Here is an 18,684-nt window from a genome sequence, read left to right as displayed (position 1 = left end):
TCTACCAGTGGGACGCGATCACGCCCGACCCTGCTGCCCGTGAAGTGACGCACGGTAGAGTGAGCCGAGGTCGCTATTTAAACCGGAGTTTACCGGCCGCCCCGGCAAACCTCCCAGAAATTCGTAAGCCTCCTGCCCCTATCATAGGGCACCAAGCCACAACCGAGAACCGTACCACTGGAGCAAGGGTTACCCACCGAACAGGAGGCTCACGCTATGCCGCAGATGTTCGACTGGATCTTCTTCGCCATCATGCTCCCGTTCCCCGCATTCCTGCTCTGGGATTTCTACCGGCACCGCGACACGTCCAAGAAGGTTCAGCAGCTCTGATCGACTGCTGCCGAGGAGCGTGCCTCGGACATCATCGCGGATGACGGGACGGAAGGCCCGCCCCAGTGTGTCGGGAGCGGGCCTGCTACCTGATCCGTCGCGCTAGCGCCCTATCTCATAGCCTGGTCTTACCGTTTGCGGTCGCCGCCATGCGATCGAATGTGTTCACTTGGCTGCATCGTTGGTTGGCTAGACCGAAACCTGGCCGCCTTGCTCCCGTCTTGGAGGCCGTAGCAGCTCTACGGGCCGAAGGAGCCACCGTTACCCCGTGCGGGGATGATTTCCAGCACTGGAAAATGGGCGACTTCATTATGACGGATGCCGATCTCATCCGATATGCCGTGAGCAGAGGAATGATCGCGGACCGTTAAACTAGCTGACAAGCTTGAATATTGAGCGCGATTGCCGGGAACTATGTTGGAATATTTATGTTGACATAGACCTAGACAAAAAGGACCGCCCACGAATGAGCGGCCCGAGCCTAGGGAGGAAACGCCCCAAGAGGGGCTGCGGTGCGGCATGCGTACCGCGCCGCACTACAACAATCGCCGGTTCGGGACTCTGTTCCCGGCTGGTGATTTTTGTATTGCTTACAGATGGAGGCCCGAATGGATAGGCATACGCGGGTGCCATCGCATCACGATCCCGATCTCGGGTTTCGCTGGGCAATCTACGCGCTACTCGCGACTGCGGTAGCGGTAAGGTTTGGACCGGCGGTCAGCTACCTGCTACCATGATCGCTATGGCGTCGATGCCGGATAGATCGCGTAGTCATTTTGCGCGAGGCGTGAGGCCATGCGATGCACGCACTTGCTTATCACGTCCGTGCACTCATTTTCTCGCCCGATGGCGCGCTGCATTTGGAGCGCCCGCCACAGACCTACACCACGTCCGCTGAAGCGCGTGTGGTTTGCAACAAGGTGCTTGCCGGGCATGGGCAAGCTCAATTGAGTCGCTCGTGCAGGTCCGCGACATCTTCGGTGGCCGAGTGGACGCTTGCGACGATCACTGCGGCTGGGCCGGAACGATCCATGTCGGCCGGGCGGCACGGTTAAGTCAACGTGGCGGAGGCGGTCAGGTCGTCCATGGCTGCCGAACCTCGAACCCTCGCCGAACTGCGCAAGGCCGGCATCATCAGCAGCCAAGAGGTCGTCGTGGCGATTGACGCCTACATGCTGAACCCGTCGGCCCGACCCTATCGCTTCGCCAGCGGACACATCCTCGATCTTGCGGCGCTTGTGAACGCGTCACCAGTCTTCGCTACGGTGGGCCGGTCTAGACCGCTTGATGCTGGGTTTCGGACGGCGCTGGCGGCTGCCATGATGGCAGCCCATCCGGTTGCGCCGTAGGCTGCCGATCCCTCAGCCTCCGTAGCACCGCCCGCACCTGCGCGGCGGACAGCTTTCATGTTATGCTTGTCTCGTGCGAGCTTTCGGACGTCTAGCATCGCGTCCCCGGCCGGTTCAAAGCCATGAACGCCCAGCTGCGATCATCCGAGACACTCCTGTCGACCGGAGTGTCAGCATGACCGAGATGCACATCACCCATTTCCACGTCCTTGAGGCGATGGCGGCCGTGGAGCGCAAGGTTGGAGACCGGCTCGGCTTCGGCCCGGCGCGTTCGCTCACGCAAGAGATGGCGGTGTACCTGGGCGCTGAGGCCGCGGTTGAGGCGTGGGCAACTGCCAAGCGCGATCAGCCCGAGCTGGAGCCTCGCAACGACCTGGAGCAGCTATGCTCCGAGTTCATCGCGCTCCACGATGCCGAGGCCGCGAGCTGGGCGCACTAGCCGCATAGGCGGTCCGGTCGTTGAAATCGCCGCGAGCTTCTCGCTTCAGCTTGAGGGCGAGAAGGATCATGGGCCGGCTCTCGAGCGAAGCGGTAAGCTGGGGCGGTACGCCTGACGACCCATGAACGCGAGCCTGTTCCTGTTTGCGACAGGCCCTTCCTGTAGGCGTTCTGACCTGCCGCCTGAGTTCCCGCAGCACCGCCCCGCAATTGGGTATCACCCCACGTTCTCAGGCGTCTCCAGCAGGCCCAGCCACGACTTCACCTTCGCAGGCAAGAGGCCGGTTCGCTTCTTTGCCGGGGTACCGGGTCCCCGCGCCGCGCCTAACCGGCTCGCCGCCTCGTCCAAGCCGAGCGGATCTGCCTGCCGCCCGATGGCGAGCGCGCCTTCGAGGACGCGTAGCCCTCCATCGAATTGGAAATCGCGTGCGAAGAATTGGCCTCGATTGATGTGGGTGTCGATGTATCGGGCCCGCTGTCGCTCGACCGCAGGCGTATCCGCACAGGCCAGCCGCGTCACAAACAGCATCAGGCGCTGCCGCTGCGTATCCGTCGCATTGTCGTTCAACTGCATGGCGAGCTGGCAGATTGGGCGCGAAAAGCAGCTCGGCATGGCGCTGACCGAGACGACGGACTGGTACGGGAATCCGCATGCCACGATTGCCGCTTCATTGATGCAGGTGCCTCCGTCTATGCCCGGGAAGGTGTGCGAACCCGCGAGAAGCTTCCAGTTCAGGATGTGATCGAAGTCGCTCATGGTGGCTAACTCCGTAGCTGCCCCCGCACGGAGCCTCCTCCCGTGCGCTCATACCGTCAACCGCGTCCGTTGTTGTGGTGCGGCCGAGCTTGCTGGCGTATCAGCGCCCCATGGCCAAGCGCATCAAGCTGCTCCCACAGGAGCGGGGTTTCGTTCTGTTCGATGTCGTCTTCGAGGATGGTAGTCGGGCCTCGAACCGGCGCGTGCCTATGGAAATCTTGGGTGGTCTCGACGGTGATCAGCCCGCCCGCGAACTCATTGAGCAGCAGGAAGCCGAGATCGCACAGAAGGCAGGTCGACCGCCACGAGCGATCCAGAGCCTGACGCGAGCTACCAAGCCGGAACCGAAACCTGCACGAGACTAGCAGACCTCTCGGCCAGCTGCCCTTCGCAGTGTCGCCCGCACCTGCGTGCCGTATGATGGCTCCGCGACCCCGAGCAGAGCGGCAATGGCTCCGTGGCGACCTAAACGACAGAAGCGCCCAAGTCCTTGCCGGCTGATCGCGAGACGGTCATTTCACGAGGGTTACCCCGGAGATCGCTCATGCCTCGCGTCTTGCTGATCGGCTACGCACCGGATGCCGTCGACTTCTCCGATCCTGGCCTGCCTCCCGGCATCGACGCTGAGAAGATCGCTGCCGGTATCGAGGTTGGCTTGCAACGGATGCGGGATCGAGGCTGGCAGGCCGATTTCTGCGCGATCCGGCCGGACGAGACGATCAAAGAGATGGTCAAACGGCAGCTGGCCTCTGCACGCTATGACTGTGTGGTGATTGGGGGCGGCGTTCGGATGAGTTCGACGCACCTCGAAGAATTCGAAGTGGTGATCAACGCTGTGGGTGAAGGCGCCCCCGGCACGCCGATCGCCTTCAACTCGCGGCCTGAAGACAGCGCCGACGCGGCAGCGCGATGGCTACTGCGCCTGTAGAGGGGCGTCAGGCCACGAGATCCGACCGCAGGATGATCGTGGCGCCGCGTAGCTTCCGCGCCGGCAGAGTGCCTTCCAAGATCAGCTCGTAGATCAGCGCCTCGCTGACCCCGATGGCAGCGGCAGCGTCGCGCGGTCGGTAAGCCAGCGGATCCGCGGGAGCCACTCGTGGAGCTTCAACTCTCGGTTCCGGGTTGCGGGCCATGCTGCGGCTCCTCAGTGAGCGGCGGCGCGGTGGGCGACCTTGGCGACCTGCCAAGCGGCTTTAAGGGCAGAGGACATCGCCTCGCGACGGGAGACGCCGCAGCGCTCCATGATGCCGGGGGCGGCGGCGCAGGCGGCGGCCAGGTTATAGCGACCGGCGGTGGCGAGGGGGCGAGTGCGAGCACCGAACTGGATGAGGGCGCGAGCGCTGAGGAGGCCGGCGGGGATCTTGGCGCGAGCGTCGCGACCGGCGCGGTCAATGGTGATCCAGGAGACGGTGCGGTAGGACATCAACTTGACTTCCATAACCATTTAATTGGTTCTAAGAGTAATCCAGTTCTGTTTGCCGTCAAGCCTAGAATGGTTATGATAGCAAAATCATTTGCTGCCGGATCAAACGATGCTCACGACAGGGAACCAACTTAAGGCTGCACGGGCTCTAGCCGGCGTAGAGCAGTTGGCGTTGGCGGAAGCGTCGAGCGTCAGCATCGGGACGATCCGCAACATGGAGGCGTGTGGAGCGGACACGCTTAAAAGCGGGCTGAAGACGATCACAGCTGTCCAGCGCGCGCTTGAAGCGGCCGGCGTCGAGTTCACCAATGGCGGCGAGCCGGGCGTGAAGCTACGTCGGAAGGATCATGCGGGCGCAGGCGGTCCATGAGCCAGTCTGGAGAGCGCCGCCTCGCCGCCATCTTGATCACCGACGTCGTCGGCTACAGCCGGATGATCTCGGCTGACGAGGATGGAACGCTGCGGCGCTTGAGGGCGCTACGCCGGGAGGTCGTTGACCCTCGTATCGCTGCTGCCCGCGGCCGGATCGTGAAATCGACGGGCGATGGCGTTCTGGTCGAGTTTTCCAGCCCCGTCCGGGCCGTGGCCTGCGCGGTGGCGATCCAGCGCGCGGCTGCGGCCTACAATGCCGGTCTGCCAGAGGGGCAGGCGATGCACATGCGCATCGGGATCAACCTCGGCGACGTGATCGCCGAGCCCGACGGCGACCTCTATGGTGACGGAGTAAACGTGGCAGCACGCCTCGAACCGCTGGCAGAGTCAGGCGGCCTGTGCATTTCGCGCTCGGTCCACGATCAGGTGCGCGACCGTCTGCCCTACCGGTTCGAGGACAAGGGTAAGCTCGAACTGAAAAACATAGCTCGGCCGGTCGGTGTGTTCGCCCTCTCGGCCGCCGCGATACAGGACCTCGCGGAGCCGGCCGCAGAGGACGAGCCCGCTACGCTGCCGCGTGGTCCCGTGGTAGCAACAGCGATACCGATTGCGCGCCAGCGCCGCCTCGCACGGGTAGCGATCCCAGCTGTCGTCGCAGCGGTGGCTCTAGCCTGGTGGTCCCTGCCGTGGTCCGTTCGAGCACCCTCGAACCAAGTATCGGGTGACGCGACGATCGCCGTACGCACCGGCCTACCGGCTAAACCAGTGCCGGGACTGTCCCTCGTGGTGCTGCCGTTCTCGAACCTGAGCAACGATCCCGAGCAGGAATTCTTCGCCGACGGCCTGACAGAAGACCTAACCACTGACCTGTCGCATCTCTCCGGCAGCTTCGTCATCGCACGCAATACCGCCTTCACCTACAAAAGCAAAACCGTCGACCTGCGCCAGCTCGGACGCGATCTCGGCGTGAGCTATGCGTTGGAGGGCAGCGTGCGCCGCGTGGGCGAGCGCATCGTGCTGAACGCGCAGCTGATCTCCACCGAGACCGGCGCACATCTGTGGGCGGATCGCTTCGAGGGCGAGCGGTCGCGCCTCGGCGAGCTGCAATTCGAGTTCTTGGCGCGGCTAGCCCGCTCACTCGACGTCCAGCTGATCCAGGCCGAGAGCTTGCGCTCACTGCGAGAGCGCCCGGACAACCCGGACGCTGCCGATCTGGCCATGCGCGGATGGGCGGCTCTCAATCGGCCGCGATCGCCGGCGAATACTGCGGAGGCCCGCGAATATTTCGAGCGGGCGTTGGCGATCGACCCGAGCGCCCCACACGCCAAGGTCGGCTTAGCCCGCGCCTTGGCCCAGCAGGTCAACACCCGGGCCAGCCCGGATATGGAAGCAGATACCCGGCGTGCCGACGAACTCGCGAGGCAGGCGCTAGCGCTCCTGTCCAGTGATGGGATGGCGCACTACACACTGGGTGAGGTTCTTCGGGCACAGAAACGCTTCGATGAGGCGCTTAACGAGAGTAAGATCGCGATAGAATACAATCCCAACCTGACAATCGCCTATGCGGTTGCTGGTCTAAACAATCTTTACGCCGGACGAGCGCTCGACCTATTTCCCTTTGTTGAGAAAGCGATCCGGCTGAGTCCCCTCGACCCGGCGATGTCTATCTGGGAGTACTGGATCGGCCACGCGCATGCGCATCTCGCGCATTGGGAGGAGAGCATCGCCTGGAACCGTCGCTCGGTGAGCCACGCTCCGTACTGGGCGGCCTACATCGATCTTGCTGCCGCCTATGCTTGGACTGACCGCATGGATGAGGCGCGCGACGCGGTAGAGAACGTTCTGAAGCTCATGCCGGGCTACACCGTGAAGAAATGGGCGAATGCCGACTGGTCACGCAATCCGACGTTCCTTGCGGAGTACCAGCGCATCGTCGACGGCCTCCGCAAGGCGGGGCTGCCCGAGGAGTAACAGTAGCTGGTCGCGAGTGTCCCGGCCTGTAGTTCATCCCGGAGAACGGCGGCGGGGCCGGGATCCGGTTTCGGCAGCGGAAGGGATAGGCACCATTTCGCGACGGATCATCCGTTCGCGCGTTCCCCGATCAACGATAGATCGTCGAGGAACGCTCATGAAGCTCTGCTCTTGCGAGACATCTGCAGTCGTCGCGATGCTGTTCGCTGCCACGGCTGCTCACGCCGAGCCGCCCAAGGCTGCTGTTTTTGATTTCCAGCTCGCCAACCTCGGAGCCCAGGGGCCAACCGACGCTGATGTGGCCCGTCTCGGCACGTTGAGCGATCTGCTGCGGGCGCAGCTTAAGGAATCGGGCCGCTACGAGATCGTCTCGACGGATCCGGTCAAAGCCGAGGTCGCCAAAGGTGCAGAACTGCGCAAATGTGGTGGCTGCGCCGACGACTTCGCCCGCAAGCTCGGGGCGGACGTGGCGATCACGGGTGAGATCCAGAAAGTCTCGAACCTGATCCTCAACATCAACGTCTACGTGAAGGACCTGAAGGCTGGTACGGCTGAGCGGGCCTACAGCGTCGACATCCGCGGCGACAACGATGCCTCCTTCGACCATGGGGTGAAGTACCTCGTAAAGAACAGCTTGCCACCGCCCGCTGCCGACGCCAGCCGTTAGCTTCATCAAGCAGACGAGACAGAGGTGGCTCGGGGAAATTGCACAGCGGGGCTGAGTGGAATTTCTGCCTGATGGCGGCCAGGATGGCTGCGGATCAGGAGCGATGATGAGCAAGCGACAACGCCGGAACCAGCTCCCAGCCTTTAAGGCGAAGGTGGCTCTGGATGCCCTGCGGGGCGAGAAGACCCTGGCCGAACTGGCCCAGCATTTCGATGTCCATCCCAACCAGATCACGGCCTGGAAGACTCAGCTTCTCGACGGGGCTGCCGGGGTGTTCGGATCCGCGCCCCGGTCGGAGGCGGCACCGGCTATCGACGTGAAGACGCTGCACGCCAAGATCGGCGAGTTGACGCTGACCAACTATTTTTTATCCGGCGCGCTCGGCAAAGCCGGTCTGCTGAGCGCAAAGCGATGATCGATGGCGGGCACGATCTGCCCATCGCCAAACAGACCAAGGCGCTCGGGATCAGCCGGGGCAGCGTCTACTACCTGCCACGTCCGGTCCCAGCCGCTGATCTCGCGGTGATGCGGCGGATGGACGAGTTGCATCTCGAACTGCCCTTCGCGGGGAGCCGGATGATGCGGGATCTCCTCAACAGAGAGGGCGTCGCGATTGGCCGCTGCCATGTCGCGACGCTGATGAAGCGCTCGCGCATCGAGTCGCTCTACCGCAAACCGAGCACCTCGAAGCCTACGCCGGGGCACAAGATCTACCCGTATCTGCTGCGGGGGCTAACGATCGACAGACCCAATCAGGTCTGGGCGATGGACATCACCTACGTTCCAATGGCGCGTGGGTTTGTCTACTTGGCGGCCGTGATCGACTGGTTCAGCCGCCCGGTCCTGTCCTGGCGGTTATCGATCACCATGGAGGCCGATTTCTGCGTGGAGGCTCTTGAGGAGGCGCTCGCCCGGCACGGTCAGCCGGAGATCTTCAACACCGACCAGGGCTCGCAGTTCACCAGCCACGCCTTCACCAGCGTGCTGCGGCAGGCGGGGATCGCCATCAGCATGGACGGCAAAGGCGCGTGGCGCGACAACGTCTTCGTCGAACGATTGTGGCGGTCAGTCAAATACGAGGAGATCTACCTGCGAGCCTACGACACCGTCAGCATGGCGCGCGCGTCGATCGGCCGGTATCTCGCCTTCTACAACGACCGCAGGCCCCATTCGAGCCTTGACCGGCGCACCCCAGACCAAGCCTACTTCGACAGGCTGCCGCATCCCGTGGCGGCCTGAACCCGGCAGGATACCCACTCATCCAAGCCCAGTTCGCTGTTCAGACAAACCGAACCACCTCTGAGAGTGGCCCTTCTGCTACCGCACAGGTCAGAGACTTCAATACGAGTTATCGCGCGCGACAGAATCTGACCGGTAGCGTCCGCTTACAGGATGCTGTCGCGGCCAGCTGAATGTCTCAATTGGGCGCAAAGCCGAACGTCGGCTTTCGGGCAGCAACATAATGACGGCTCACCACCCTGAGCCGAAGTCACCGAGTGGCCAACCGATGACCGCTTTCGGGAAGCGCCCCTAACACTCCAAGCGACCGGTTCGGGTCGATAGAAGGCCGTCCGCTTTTCCTGCTTACCTTCTCGGAAGCAGCCATTCCGCATTCGGCCAACTCCGGCCGGCGGCAGCACCTCAACGCCCCGTCATGGACGCGAGCCTAGGCCACTGGTTTCTCCAGCACGCCGCCAGATTTGACGGCTATCGGGCGGCCATTGGCAGCGCGATGGCCAATTGTTGAAAGATCGTGATCGATCGTTCAAGCTGCTTCAGGTCGATGAACTCCTCCGGCTTGTGCGCCTGCTCCATGGAGCCCGGACCGAGGATCAAGGTCGGCGCCACTGTGGCGAACTGCGAGGCATCGCTGCCGAACGCACCGACATCGGGCGACGCTGCGGTGACGGCTGCGGCCAACTGCACCATGGAATGATCAATTGCTAATTCGGGCGGTGTCCCCTCCTGACGTACGACAAGGTCCAAGCCCTCACGACGCGCGGCCGTTTCAACGCGCTCGATGACCCACATCGGATCGATCGCCTTCGAGTACCGGAACTTCATTCGGCAAGTCGCCAGCGGGGCTGTGATGTTAGTCGCTGTGCCGTGGTTGTCGACGATGATGTTGAGATCGCACCAGGGCGGCACGTAGCATTGATCTTGGAGCCCGGGATCGGCGCGCAGGGCGAGGTAGATGTCTCGCATCTCGGAAAGGAACGGGATCAGGGCGATGTTGGCATTCAGTCCATCCGCGGTCGAGGAATGGGCCTGGATGCCGCGGGCCGTTACGGTGAATTGCACGTCGGAGCGATGCCCGCGCAGGGGGCGCAGGTTTGTCGGTTCGGCGACGAGTATGCCGGCGGGTGGGTGAGTCTTGAGCATCTGACTCTCGGCGACGATGCGCCGAGCGCCGGCCTTTGTCGTCTCCTCGTCACAAGTCAGCAGCAGCATCGCGGCGCGGTCGGTGGGCAGGCTGCGGGCGGCGACGATGGCCGCGGCCATCGGCCCTTTCATGTCGCAGCTCCCCAGACCATAGAGCCGATTATCCTGGACTGCGGGTTGGAACGGATCGCGCGCCCAGCCGACCGGCGGCACCGTGTCCATGTGCGCCGAGAAGGCGAGGCAGCCGCCGGCCTCGCCGCGCAGGGCGACGAGCGCGGTTTTCTCGACGCCCTCCGGGTCGGTGAAGTCCAGCCGCTCGACCGCAAATTCCGGCAACTCGCTGACGATCAGATCGGCGAGTCCGCGATTGCTGCGGCTGCTGCGGGTGTCGAGCGCGATCAACCGCGAGGCCAAGGCGACGATTTCCGAGAGCGGGGACGACATCGTGCGATCCTGGATGGCGTGGACGCCGAGATCATAACGATGTCGCAGTCTCACCAAAAATCAGAGCTGAGACGCCGTGACGGCATCCTTCACCTCGGGCGACGTCGAGCGCGGCGTAGACCATGGCGCGGGTCAGCGTGCGGTAATGCTGGCGCTGCGTGGCCGCTGACGTTTGCATCATCAGGAGGGCGAAGAAGCCCGCCGTCGGATCGACCCAGAAGTAGGTGCCCCCGACGCCGCTCCAGAACCAGTCGCCGACGCTGCACAGAACCGGCGCCTCGCCGGCCGCGAGCCGGACCGCCACCCCCAGCCCGAAGCCGTAGCCCGGCCCTGGCGGATAGTAGGCGCCCTTCGCGATCGCCGTCCCGAGATGATCCGAGGTCATGAGCCGAACGCTCGCTGGAGCCAGGATCCGCACACCATCGAGGGCGCCGCCGGCCAGCAGCATGCGCAGGAAGCGGGTGTAATCCGCGGTGCTCGATACGAGGCCGCCATTGCCTCGCTGGCTGCGCCGGGGCTCGGTCGGATCGTGGAAGGCTGGCCGCTGCCCAGGTGCCTGGGGCAGCGGCTGGGCGACGCGTGCGGCCAGCGCCGCCGGGACCCGAAACCGGGTGTCGGCGAGGCCGAGAGGCTCGAGAAGGGTCGCGCCGAGGACGCCCTGCAGATCCGCACCGCCCGCCACCTCCAGGACGCGGCCGAGCACGTCGGTGGCGTGCGAGTAGTGCCAGACCGTTCCGGGCGCGTGCTCTAGCGGCAGGCGGGCGATCCGTGCGGCGAAGGCTTCGTTGTCGAGATCCTCCGCGAGCAGGCCATCGATCTCGTAGGCTCGCCGCGCGGGCCCGTCGCCGAGATAGCCGTAGGCAATCCCCGCAGTGTGGCGCAGGAGATCCTGAACGGTGGGTGCAGTCTGAGCGGGCGCGACGCGGCCCTCCGGATCCAGCACCCCAAGCCGTCCGAAGGCGGGGATGAAGTCCGCGACCCGCTGGTCGAGGCGCAGGGCGCCGTGCTCGGCGAGGACCATGGTGGCGACCGAGACGACGACCTTGGTCATCGAATAGATCCGCCAGAGCGCGTCTGGCTCGAGAGCGATGCCCGCAACGCTGTCCCGGAAGCCGACAGTGCGCCGCCAGATGTCGCCGCCTGTGCCCCCGACGAGGAGGTCGGCCCCCGCGATCGCACCGCTCGCGACATCGGCGACCAAGCGGTCGCCGAGGCGATCGAGGCGGGGGAGGGAGAAGACCGGCGCGTTCGGCATGGCCACAATGTAGCGCATGGCCGCCGCGGCGGCATCGCCGGGGACCATGCGCTATTCGGCGTCGAAGGCGGGAGCTCCGTACGGGTAGAAGTCGCCGGGCCGCAGATGCTGGTAGGGGAGAGCGTCGAGGTGCACCGTCCCGACGAATGGCTCCGGCGGCTCAACCAGCAGGATCGTTTTCGCGTAGCCGCTGTCGTCAAAACCCCGGCGGAAATGGACTCGGGACTTGATCGCCACTACGTCAAAATCCTCCGGCGTGAAGTCGAGGTCCCAGAGTTCCGAGGGCTCCATGATCTGGACGAGGTAGGGGCTCAGGACCAGCACGTTGCCCCGGCCGAAGGCTATGCTGAGCCAAGTGCCGGCACCCCGGCCGGTCGTGCCCGCGACGATGGCCTGCACCGTCCCGGTGACGCGGACCGGGACGCCCGCCGAAGGCTCCAACTCACCGCTCACGGGGCCGCCGACCTCCGCGTCGAACAAATCACCGGTCTTCACGCCCCCGGCCAGCAGCCGGTCCAGGAGCGTGGGCGAGGCGACCGTAGCGATCAGCGTGCGCTCCAGCCCCTGCGCCAGCACTTCGGCGAGGAGCCAGGCCGCCCGGCCCGAGCGGTCGCTGTAATCAGCAAGCACGACCGGCGCCTCGCCCGCGCGCACGGCCTCGGATGCCTTGGCGACGCCGTCTCGCATCGGGTGGATCGCGACGCTCGACACCAGGGCCGCGCGGTGCCGCCACGTCCAGGCCGCCATGTCGCGGGCGACCCGGTCGGCGAGATTGGGATCGCTGTTCGTCAGCACCTGGACCGCCATGCCGGCATCCGGCACGTCCGACCAGGGGAAGCCGAAGAACACGTTGACGAAGACGTCGGGCTCCCGCGCCTCCCACACAAGGGCGCGCTGCACGAGGTCCGACCAGGGCGAGGCGCCGGTCCACATCACCACGGTCGGGGCGAGGATTGGGATGGAGATCGTCCGGTGCGCCGGCCGGAAGCTGCCGCGGATCGTCCGCACCAACATCCGCGCCGCGCGCTGCCCCTGAAGATGCATGTCGTAGTGCGGGAAGTACTTCACCGCGAACGCCAGGTCGGCGTGGTGCAGGAACTCGGCATCCTCGTTGCCGTGCGGGTCGAAGGTCGCCGCGATGGGCACGCCCGGGCCTACGATGGCTCGCACCCGCCGCGCGATCTCGGCCTCGGGGCGCGGCACCCCGCGCACTGCCATCGCCCCGTGCAGCGCGAGATAGACCCCGTCGAACGGCGCCCCCGCCTCCAGCTCCGCCAGCATCACGCCGAGGAAGTGCTCGAACGCGTCCTGCGTCACCCAGCCGGAGCCAATGCCGGTGCGCGGCCAGAGCGGCGAGGTGAGGCCGACGAGGTCGACCCCCTCGTATTCCCGGGCGATCTGGACGAAACCGCCCATGTAGCCCTTGGGATCGGTGGCGAGCAGCGCCTCGCCGCTTGCCGGGGAGCCCGGATAGACGAAGTCGTCGCGGGTCGTGTCGTTCGGCAGGAACGTCACGGTCTCGTGGGTGAACTGGAGCACGGCGATGCGCATCGGCTTCTGTCTCTTCAGTGCGCGCGCCGCCAACGAAGGCCGGTGCGCGGCAAGCGGAAGCGGGGCATGGGCGAAGGCCGTCAGGCGGGCCGGACGTCGTAGAATTGCGGGAAGCCGGAGCGCAGGCCCGTCAGCCCGCGATAGGCGGTCGCCTCATAGTAGGCGCCGAGGGGCAGGTACGGCACGTCGATGAAGAACTGCCGCTGGATCTCGGCGCAGATCGCTTTCTGGGCGGCGGGATCGGGCGCGGCGAACCATTGCGCGCGGAGCTCCTCCAGCTGCGGGGCCCGGGGCCAACCGAACCACGCCTGATCGCCGTTGCCGCGGATACCGAGCTGGCCGGCGGGATCGAAGTTGTTGGTGCCGTTCAGGTAGGTGACGAAGGTGCTCCAGCCGCCCTTGTCGGGGGGCTGGCGACTCGCCCGGCGCTGCACCAAGGTGCCCCAGTCCATCGCGACGACGTCGACATTCAGCCCGCTCTTCTGGAACGCCTCGGCGGCAACCAGCGCCAGCGGGTGGGTGGCGGGATAGTCGGTCGGGTCGAGCATGACGACGCGCTCTCCCCGGTAGCCGGCCTCAGTGAGGGCGCGCTTTACGGCGCCGAAGTCGCGAGGGCCGACCAGCACCTCGGTGCCGTCGCGCGTCGCCATCGGCGCGTCCGGGCTGAACACGCCGACATGGTCCTTCCACAGGGCACGCTCGTCGCCCGCAACCGCGCTCATGAACTCGGTCTGATCGACGGCGCCGAGCAGCGCCCGGCGGATTGCGGGATTGTCGAAGGGCGGGTGCAGGTGGTTGAAGCGCAGGCAGCCGACGCCACCGACCGGATCGAGCACCTCCAGTCGGATCTGCGGCTTGGCTCGGAGCAGCCCCTGCAGGTCCGGCGTCGGGTTCTGCCACCAATCGACCTCGCCGGCCGCCAAGGCACTCGCAGCCGTGGAGGCGTCGGGCACGATCCGCCACTCGACCCGGTCGTAATGCGCGCGTTTCGGCCCGGCGGTGAAGCTCGCCACGCCGTCCGGGCGGGGCACGTAGCCGTCGAAGCGCTCGTAGACGGTGAGCGCCCCCGGGACCCGCTCGTCCGCCTTGAAGCGGAACGGTCCGGAGCCAACCATCTCGGTGACCTGCGTGTTGGGATCGGTCTTCGCCAGGCGCTCCGGCATGATGCAGGGCATCGAGGTGCCGGTCTTGCCGAGCGCAGCAGGCAGCAGCGGGAAGGGCCGCTTCAGGCGGAACACCACGTCACGATCGGATACGGCGGTGAGCTCGTCGGTGGCCTCCATCAGCGCTCGGGCGAAGGCGTCGCGGGCGGCGAACCGGCGGATGCTCGCCACTGCGTCGCGAGCCAGCACCGGCTCGCCATCGTGGAAGCGCAGGCCCTCGCGCAGGGCGAGCCGCCAATGGCGGCCATCCGCCTCGATCGCATGCCCTTCCACCATCTGCGGCTGGAAATCGTAGCGCGCGGTCTGGCCGTAGAGGGTGTCGAAGACGAGGTAGCCGTGGTTGCGCGTGACAGTCGCGGTCGTCCAAATCGGGTCGATGACCGCGACGTCGCTTTCCGGAATGAAGCGCAGGACCTTCGCGGGCTGCGCCACCGCGGGCCGCACGACAGAGGCGGCAGCCAGCGCGGCGAGAACCTCGCGGCGCCTCATGCGCGATTGCTCGTGCTTGGCACCATCAAGATCATGCGCCCTTCACGCTGGTGGCTTCGCAGAGTGCCCTTGGATCAGCGGCGAGGCAAGTTGGGGCGCCGGACGAAGCGGTGTCATGATTGGAGGGGCGATGGGCCTATGAACCCGTGCCCTTCACTGCCCGAGGCGTAGGCAGGCCGCTCCGCGCCGTGCGCTGCCGTCAGAAAGCCGATATTCGGCTTCGCGCCCACCTCGGCCATTCAGGTAGCTCTCGTCTTTGCCTGAAAGCGGACCCCGATGTGCTGCTTTTGTTACGTCCTGAGCCATAGCCCATCAGATGCCGACTCGATCTCGAACAGACGGAGGGCACGAAACGACCAGCCCGGTGAGACGGAGCCGTCCCGGAGATCGAAGGAGGCGAGATGCCGTGGGCAGAGCAGCCGTCCAGCGACGCATCGGCCAAGCCCCAGATCCGCCCCCTCGTGGGGGCAGGCCCGCTCGGCGGCGACGATCCGCTCGCCGTCCCGCACGAGAAGGAGGTGGTGTCCGTCCACGTTGATCGGCGCCAGGGTCCGGTCGGCGAGAAGGTCGTGCGGGCCGAGGTAAATCCGCTCCGGCCGCTCCGCCTTAGCCACCGAGATAGGCGTCCCGCACATGCGGATCCGCGATGAGGGCGCGCCCCGTCCCCTCGCGGACGGTGCGGCCGGTCTCCAGGAGGTAAGCGTAGTCGCAGAGTTCGAGGGCCGCGAAGGCGTTCTGCTCGACGAGCAGAACGGTCGTGCCCGCGTCGCGGATCGCCCCGATTACCGCGAACATCCGCTCGACGATGTTGGGGGCGAGGCCCAGGGAGGGCTCGTCGAACAGCACGAGCTTCGGCCCCCCCATCAGCGCGCGGCCGATCGCCAGCATCTGCTGCTCGCCGCCCGAGAGCGTGCCGGCCGCCTGATCGCGGCGCTCCGCGAGGCGCGGGAACTCCCCGTAGATGCGGTCCAGATCCGCCGCGACCGCCGCCCGGTCGCGGCGCAGATAGGCGCCCATGGCGAGGTTCTCGGCGACCGTCATCTGCGGGAAGACGCGCCGGCCCTCCGGGCAGTGGGCGATGCCCGCGGCCAGGATCCGGCGGGGCTCCGCGCCGGCAATGTCCCGCCCGGCGAACCGGATCGCGCCGGAGCGCGGCGATACGAGTCCGGAGATCGCCCGGAGCGTCGTGGATTTGCCGGCCCCGTTGGCGCCGACGAGGGCCACGAGTTGGCCATCACGCACGTCGATCGTGAGCCCCTTGAGTGCGGTGACCTGGCCGTAGCCGCAGACGAGGTCGCGGATCTCAAGCATGGGCCGCCTCCTGAACTGCGGCGGCGGCCTGCCGGGCGGCGCTGCCCTGGCCGAGGTAGGCCTCGATCACCGCCGGGTCGGTGCGGATCCGGTCCGGCGGCCCCTCGGCGATCAGGCGGCCGTAATTGAGGACGACGATGCGGTCGGAGACCTCCATCACCATCGGCATATCGTGCTCGACGAGGAGGATGGTGACGCCGCGCTCGCGGATCTGCCGGACCAGCCGCACGAAGACCCGCGTCTCGGAGGCATTCATCCCCGAAACCGGCTCGTCGAGGAGCAGCATGGCGGGCTCGGTGGCGAGCGCCAGGGCCACGCCGACGAGGCGCTGCTCGCCATAGGCCAGGGCGCCGGCCTTCTCATGCGCTCTGGCGGCGAGCCCGACCCAGTCGAGGAGCGCCTCGGCACGGGCCCGCAGCTGCCTCTCGCCGGCACCCGATCGGCCGAGAAGCGCATCGAGAACGGGGACGCGGCCCGACGCGGCGCCCATCTGGTGCAGGCCGATCATCACGTTGTCGAACACCGTGTCGTCCGGGAAGACGCTGGTGCGCTGGAAGGTGCGGGCGAGGCGGAGCCGCGTGATCGCGTGCGGCGGCAGGTCTCTCAGGGACGTGCCGCGGAACCGGACGTCGCCCTGGCTGGGCTTCAGGAAGCCCGTCATCACGTTGAAGGCCGTGGTCTTGCCGGCCCCGTTCGGTCCGATCAGGCTGACGATCTCGCCTGCCTGGACGTCGAAATGCAGGTCGGCGATGGCGACGAGGCCGCCGAAGCGGACCCCGACATGCTCGACGGAGAGGATCGCGCTCATCGTTGCACCGCCGGATTGACCTCGAGGACCGGGGCCGGTTGGGCCTGCCGGCGGCTGAGCAGGGCCGAGAGGCCTGGCACGATGCCCCGCGGCATCACGAACAGGATCACGATCAGCACGAGGCCGTAGACGATCCATTGGGCTTCCGGCGCCATCACCGGGCGGAGCGCCACCGGCAGCAGGCCGAAGATCAGGCCGCCGACGACCGGCCCCATCAGGGTGCCCTTGCCGCCCGCCACCACCATGATGACCATGGTGACCGTGGTGGCGAACAGGAAAACGTCGGGATCGATGATGCGCAGGTAATGGGCGTAGAGGCTGCCGGCCGCGCCCGCCATCGCGGCCGAGATCACCGCCGCGACCGTCAGCGTGCGGGTGGCGTTGATGCCGACCGACAGCGCCAGCGACTCGTTCTCCTTGAGGCCCCGCATCGCCCGGCCGAAGCGCCCGCCGACCAGACGGGCGATCACGCCGTAGCAGAGCGTGCCCACAGTCAGCACGAGGTAGTAGTTCTGGAGCTTGGTCTTCAGGGTCCACATCCCGAGGCCCGGCAGGCCGAGGGTGATGGCCGGGATGTTGGTGAGCGCCAGCGGCCCCTGCGTCAGCTCCACCCAGTTGAGGGCCACCAGCCGCACGACCTCGGCGAAGGAAATCGTCACGATGACGAAATAGGCGCCCCGCACCCGGAAGGAGAGCCGCCCGATCAGGTAGCCGCAGCCGCCCGCCGCCACCGTCGCCAGCAGGAAGCCGACGCAGGCCGGCCAGGGCTCGTGGACCGCGCGGATGCCGAATCCGAGATCCACGTCGAAGCCGAGGCTCGTCAGTGCGCTGACGTAAGCGCCGATCCCGAAGAACGCGATGTGGCCGAGGCTGAGCTGCCCGGTGAAGCCGAGGAGCAGGTTCAGGCTCATGGCGCCGATCGTCAGGATGCCTGTCACGATCAGCGCGTTGAGGAGATAGGGGTTGGCGCCGAGCCCCACGGGCAGGACCACGAGGCCGGCGAGCAGGGCGAGGGGAAAGAGCCGGTTCATCCGATGCGCTCCGCCTTCGCGAACAGACCGGTGGGCCGGTAGAGCAGCACCGCGATGATGATCAGGAACCCCATCGCGTCCCGGTATCCGGAGGAGACGTAGCCGGCGCCGAACTCCTCGGCGAGCGCCAGGATGAAGCCGCCGATCGCCGCGCCAGTGACGTTGCCGAGGCCGCCCAGGATGACGATGGCGAAGGCCTTCAGCTCGGCGAGGCCGCCCATCTGCGGGAACACCACGTAGACGGGACCGAGTAGGGCGCCGGCCGCCGCCGCCAGCGACGAGCCCAGCGCGAAGGTCGCGGTGTAGATTCGGCGGACGTCGACGCCCATCAGCGCCGCCGTGTCAGAATCCTGGAAGGCGGCGCGCATGGCAAGCCCGAGCTTGGTCCGGTTGATCAGCGCGTAGGTCAGCGCGATCAGGGTCAGCGCTGCCCCGAGCACGAAAAGCCGCAGCCAGGAGACCGAGACCGGGCCGATCTGGAGCGGCGCTTCGGGGAAGGGCGACGGGATCGCCTTGGCGACGCCGCCGAAGGTCCAGAGCGTGCCCGATTGCAGGATGATCCCGGCGCCGATCATCACCAGCATGGTGGTATCGATGTCCGAGCCCCGGAACGGGCGCAGCAGCAGCAGCTCAATCGCGGCCCCGAGCAGGAGCCCCCCGAGGATCGCCACCGGCAGCGCCAGGAAGAAGTTCAGGCCGAGGGCGGCGGCAGCCAAGTACATCACGTAGGCGCCGACCGTGTAGAGCGCGCCGTGGGTGAAGTTCACGACGTTCATGATCCCGAAGATCAGCGTCAGGCCGATCCCCAGCAGCGCGTAGGTGCCGCCGAGGATGAGCGCGTTGACGAGATGCTGGATCAGTTCGTTCACGGGCGGCCTCCGAGGATGTGCCCCGGCCCGGTGGCCGGTGGACGGACGAAGGGACTGGCGTAAGGCCGCCGGTC

Annotated in this window: 20 protein-coding genes; 8 read left to right on the top strand and 12 right to left on the bottom strand. The window is 66.4% G+C overall.

The annotated features are described in order from the left end of the window. Positions 1–1,415 precede the first annotated feature (1,415 nt). Both JOE48_RS16390 and JOE48_RS16385 read left to right on the top strand, forming a co-directional pair. On the top strand, positions 1,416–1,679 hold the full coding sequence (locus JOE48_RS16390; protein WP_210031413.1) for a hypothetical protein: 264 nt from the start codon (positions 1,416–1,418) through the stop codon (positions 1,677–1,679). 175 nt (positions 1,680–1,854) lie between these two features. Further along, entirely contained in the window at positions 1,855–2,118 is a 264-nt protein-coding gene (locus JOE48_RS16385; protein ID WP_210031412.1) for a hypothetical protein, read from the top strand. Between the two features lie 216 nt (positions 2,119–2,334). Here the strand turns inward: JOE48_RS16385 and JOE48_RS16380 are convergent, their stop codons facing one another. Further along, on the bottom strand, positions 2,335–2,874 hold the full coding sequence (locus JOE48_RS16380) for a hypothetical protein (RefSeq protein ID WP_210031411.1): 540 nt from the start codon (positions 2,872–2,874) through the stop codon (positions 2,335–2,337). 110 nt (positions 2,875–2,984) lie between these two features. Between JOE48_RS16380 and JOE48_RS16375 the strand changes: the two genes are divergently transcribed. Continuing rightward, positions 2,985–3,239 carry a hypothetical protein gene (locus JOE48_RS16375; protein WP_210031410.1) on the top strand — a complete coding sequence of 85 codons (255 nt, stop codon included), beginning with the start codon at positions 2,985–2,987 and terminating at the stop codon, positions 3,237–3,239. A 179-nt stretch (positions 3,240–3,418) separates the two neighbouring features. After that, complete coding sequence (locus JOE48_RS16370) at positions 3,419–3,802, top strand: hypothetical protein (protein WP_210031409.1); 384 nt, start codon at positions 3,419–3,421, stop codon at positions 3,800–3,802. Positions 3,803–3,809: 7 nt separating this feature from the next. Here JOE48_RS16370 and JOE48_RS16365 read toward each other — a convergent pair whose 3' ends face one another. Both JOE48_RS16365 and JOE48_RS16360 read right to left on the bottom strand, forming a co-directional pair. Continuing rightward, positions 3,810–3,968, bottom strand: a complete 159-nt coding sequence (locus JOE48_RS16365) for a helix-turn-helix domain-containing protein (protein ID WP_245252849.1) — start codon at positions 3,966–3,968, stop codon at positions 3,810–3,812. 50 nt (positions 3,969–4,018) lie between these two features. Continuing rightward, on the bottom strand, positions 4,019–4,297 hold the full coding sequence (locus tag JOE48_RS16360) for a hypothetical protein (protein WP_210031405.1): 279 nt from the start codon (positions 4,295–4,297) through the stop codon (positions 4,019–4,021). Between the two features lie 109 nt (positions 4,298–4,406). Here JOE48_RS16360 and JOE48_RS16355 point away from each other — a divergent pair, with 109 nt between their 5' ends. The 4 genes from JOE48_RS16355 (at position 4,407) to JOE48_RS16340 (ending at position 8,546) form a co-directional block, all read left to right on the top strand. Beyond that, the gene (locus JOE48_RS16355) at positions 4,407–4,667 is read left to right on the top strand and encodes a hypothetical protein (RefSeq protein WP_210031404.1); all 261 of its coding nucleotides are present in this window, start codon (positions 4,407–4,409) and stop codon (positions 4,665–4,667) included. Next, positions 4,664–6,640 (top strand): adenylate/guanylate cyclase domain-containing protein, encoded by a 1,977-nt coding sequence (locus tag JOE48_RS16350; RefSeq protein ID WP_210031402.1) that lies wholly within the window; start codon positions 4,664–4,666, stop codon positions 6,638–6,640. The genes JOE48_RS16355 and JOE48_RS16350 overlap by 4 nt, the downstream gene beginning before the upstream one ends. Positions 6,641–6,797: 157 nt before the next feature. After that, positions 6,798–7,307: a DUF3280 domain-containing protein gene (locus JOE48_RS16345; protein ID WP_210031400.1), complete on the top strand. Its 510-nt coding sequence runs from the start codon at positions 6,798–6,800 to the stop codon at positions 7,305–7,307. 106 nt (positions 7,308–7,413) lie between these two features. Further along, a protein-coding gene (locus JOE48_RS16340; protein ID WP_210035832.1) for an IS3 family transposase occupies positions 7,414–8,546 on the top strand; the annotation gives its coding sequence in 2 pieces (ribosomal slippage) (positions 7,414–7,669 and positions 7,669–8,546; 1,134 coding nt in all). Between the two features lie 468 nt (positions 8,547–9,014). Here JOE48_RS16340 and JOE48_RS16335 read toward each other — a convergent pair. From JOE48_RS16335 to JOE48_RS16295, 9 genes are all read right to left on the bottom strand, one after another. Then, a complete protein-coding gene (locus tag JOE48_RS16335) occupies positions 9,015–10,133 on the bottom strand; it encodes a M20/M25/M40 family metallo-hydrolase (protein ID WP_210031399.1) in 1,119 nt (372 codons plus the stop codon). 31 nt (positions 10,134–10,164) lie between these two features. Then, positions 10,165–11,436 carry a serine hydrolase domain-containing protein gene (locus JOE48_RS16330; RefSeq protein ID WP_245252848.1) on the bottom strand — a complete coding sequence of 424 codons (1,272 nt, stop codon included), beginning with the start codon at positions 11,434–11,436 and terminating at the stop codon, positions 10,165–10,167. A gap of 3 nt (positions 11,437–11,439) precedes the next feature. Further along, a complete protein-coding gene (locus tag JOE48_RS16325; RefSeq protein ID WP_210031398.1) occupies positions 11,440–12,939 on the bottom strand; it encodes a M81 family metallopeptidase in 1,500 nt (499 codons plus the stop codon). A gap of 80 nt (positions 12,940–13,019) precedes the next feature. Continuing rightward, the gene (locus JOE48_RS16320) at positions 13,020–14,591 is read right to left on the bottom strand and encodes an ABC transporter substrate-binding protein (RefSeq protein WP_210031397.1); all 1,572 of its coding nucleotides are present in this window, start codon (positions 14,589–14,591) and stop codon (positions 13,020–13,022) included. 290 nt (positions 14,592–14,881) lie between these two features. Then, entirely contained in the window at positions 14,882–15,226 is a 345-nt protein-coding gene (locus JOE48_RS16315) for a Rieske (2Fe-2S) protein (RefSeq protein WP_245252847.1), read from the bottom strand. Then, positions 15,198–15,902, bottom strand: coding sequence for an ABC transporter ATP-binding protein (locus JOE48_RS16310; protein WP_210031396.1), 705 nt, complete (start codon positions 15,900–15,902; stop codon positions 15,198–15,200). The genes JOE48_RS16315 and JOE48_RS16310 overlap by 29 nt, the downstream gene beginning before the upstream one ends. After that, entirely contained in the window at positions 15,895–16,710 is an 816-nt protein-coding gene (locus tag JOE48_RS16305; protein ID WP_210031395.1) for an ABC transporter ATP-binding protein, read from the bottom strand. Before JOE48_RS16305 ends, JOE48_RS16310 begins: the two co-directional genes overlap by 8 nt. Then, positions 16,707–17,741, bottom strand: coding sequence for a branched-chain amino acid ABC transporter permease (locus JOE48_RS16300; RefSeq protein ID WP_210031393.1), 1,035 nt, complete (start codon positions 17,739–17,741; stop codon positions 16,707–16,709). The genes JOE48_RS16305 and JOE48_RS16300 overlap by 4 nt, the downstream gene beginning before the upstream one ends. Then, positions 17,738–18,610 (bottom strand): branched-chain amino acid ABC transporter permease, encoded by an 873-nt coding sequence (locus tag JOE48_RS16295; protein ID WP_210031391.1) that lies wholly within the window; start codon positions 18,608–18,610, stop codon positions 17,738–17,740. The genes JOE48_RS16300 and JOE48_RS16295 overlap by 4 nt, the downstream gene beginning before the upstream one ends. Between the last annotated feature and the right edge of the window lie 74 nt (positions 18,611–18,684).

The sequence above is a fragment of the Methylobacterium sp. PvR107 genome, assembly GCF_017833295.1.
Classification (GTDB): domain Bacteria; phylum Pseudomonadota; class Alphaproteobacteria; order Rhizobiales; family Beijerinckiaceae; genus Methylobacterium.
The sequence above is the reverse complement of the archived record's forward strand: the minus strand, read 5'-3'. Positions and strand labels throughout refer to the sequence as shown.

Bases quoted from the DNA above. Each gene is read 5' to 3' on its own strand.
- JOE48_RS16390 (WP_210031413.1), top strand. From the start codon at position 1,416: ATGGCTGCCGAACCTCGAACCCTCGCCGAACTGCGCAAGGCCGGCATC.
- JOE48_RS16385 (WP_210031412.1), top strand. From the start codon at position 1,855: ATGACCGAGATGCACATCACCCATTTCCACGTCCTTGAGGCGATGGCG.
- JOE48_RS16380 (WP_210031411.1), bottom strand. From the start codon at position 2,874: ATGAGCGACTTCGATCACATCCTGAACTGGAAGCTTCTCGCGGGTTCG.
- JOE48_RS16375 (WP_210031410.1), top strand. From the start codon at position 2,985: ATGGCCAAGCGCATCAAGCTGCTCCCACAGGAGCGGGGTTTCGTTCTG.
- JOE48_RS16370 (WP_210031409.1), top strand. From the start codon at position 3,419: ATGCCTCGCGTCTTGCTGATCGGCTACGCACCGGATGCCGTCGACTTC.
- JOE48_RS16360 (WP_210031405.1), bottom strand. From the start codon at position 4,297: ATGTCCTACCGCACCGTCTCCTGGATCACCATTGACCGCGCCGGTCGC.
- JOE48_RS16355 (WP_210031404.1), top strand. From the start codon at position 4,407: ATGCTCACGACAGGGAACCAACTTAAGGCTGCACGGGCTCTAGCCGGC.
- JOE48_RS16350 (WP_210031402.1), top strand. From the start codon at position 4,664: ATGAGCCAGTCTGGAGAGCGCCGCCTCGCCGCCATCTTGATCACCGAC.
- JOE48_RS16345 (WP_210031400.1), top strand. From the start codon at position 6,798: ATGAAGCTCTGCTCTTGCGAGACATCTGCAGTCGTCGCGATGCTGTTC.
- JOE48_RS16335 (WP_210031399.1), bottom strand. From the start codon at position 10,133: ATGTCGTCCCCGCTCTCGGAAATCGTCGCCTTGGCCTCGCGGTTGATC.
- JOE48_RS16330 (WP_245252848.1), bottom strand. From the start codon at position 11,436: ATGGTCCCCGGCGATGCCGCCGCGGCGGCCATGCGCTACATTGTGGCC.
- JOE48_RS16325 (WP_210031398.1), bottom strand. From the start codon at position 12,939: ATGCGCATCGCCGTGCTCCAGTTCACCCACGAGACCGTGACGTTCCTG.
- JOE48_RS16320 (WP_210031397.1), bottom strand. From the start codon at position 14,591: ATGAGGCGCCGCGAGGTTCTCGCCGCGCTGGCTGCCGCCTCTGTCGTG.
- JOE48_RS16315 (WP_245252847.1), bottom strand. From the start codon at position 15,226: ATGTGCGGGACGCCTATCTCGGTGGCTAAGGCGGAGCGGCCGGAGCGG.
- JOE48_RS16310 (WP_210031396.1), bottom strand. From the start codon at position 15,902: ATGCTTGAGATCCGCGACCTCGTCTGCGGCTACGGCCAGGTCACCGCA.
- JOE48_RS16305 (WP_210031395.1), bottom strand. From the start codon at position 16,710: ATGAGCGCGATCCTCTCCGTCGAGCATGTCGGGGTCCGCTTCGGCGGC.
- JOE48_RS16300 (WP_210031393.1), bottom strand. From the start codon at position 17,741: ATGAACCGGCTCTTTCCCCTCGCCCTGCTCGCCGGCCTCGTGGTCCTG.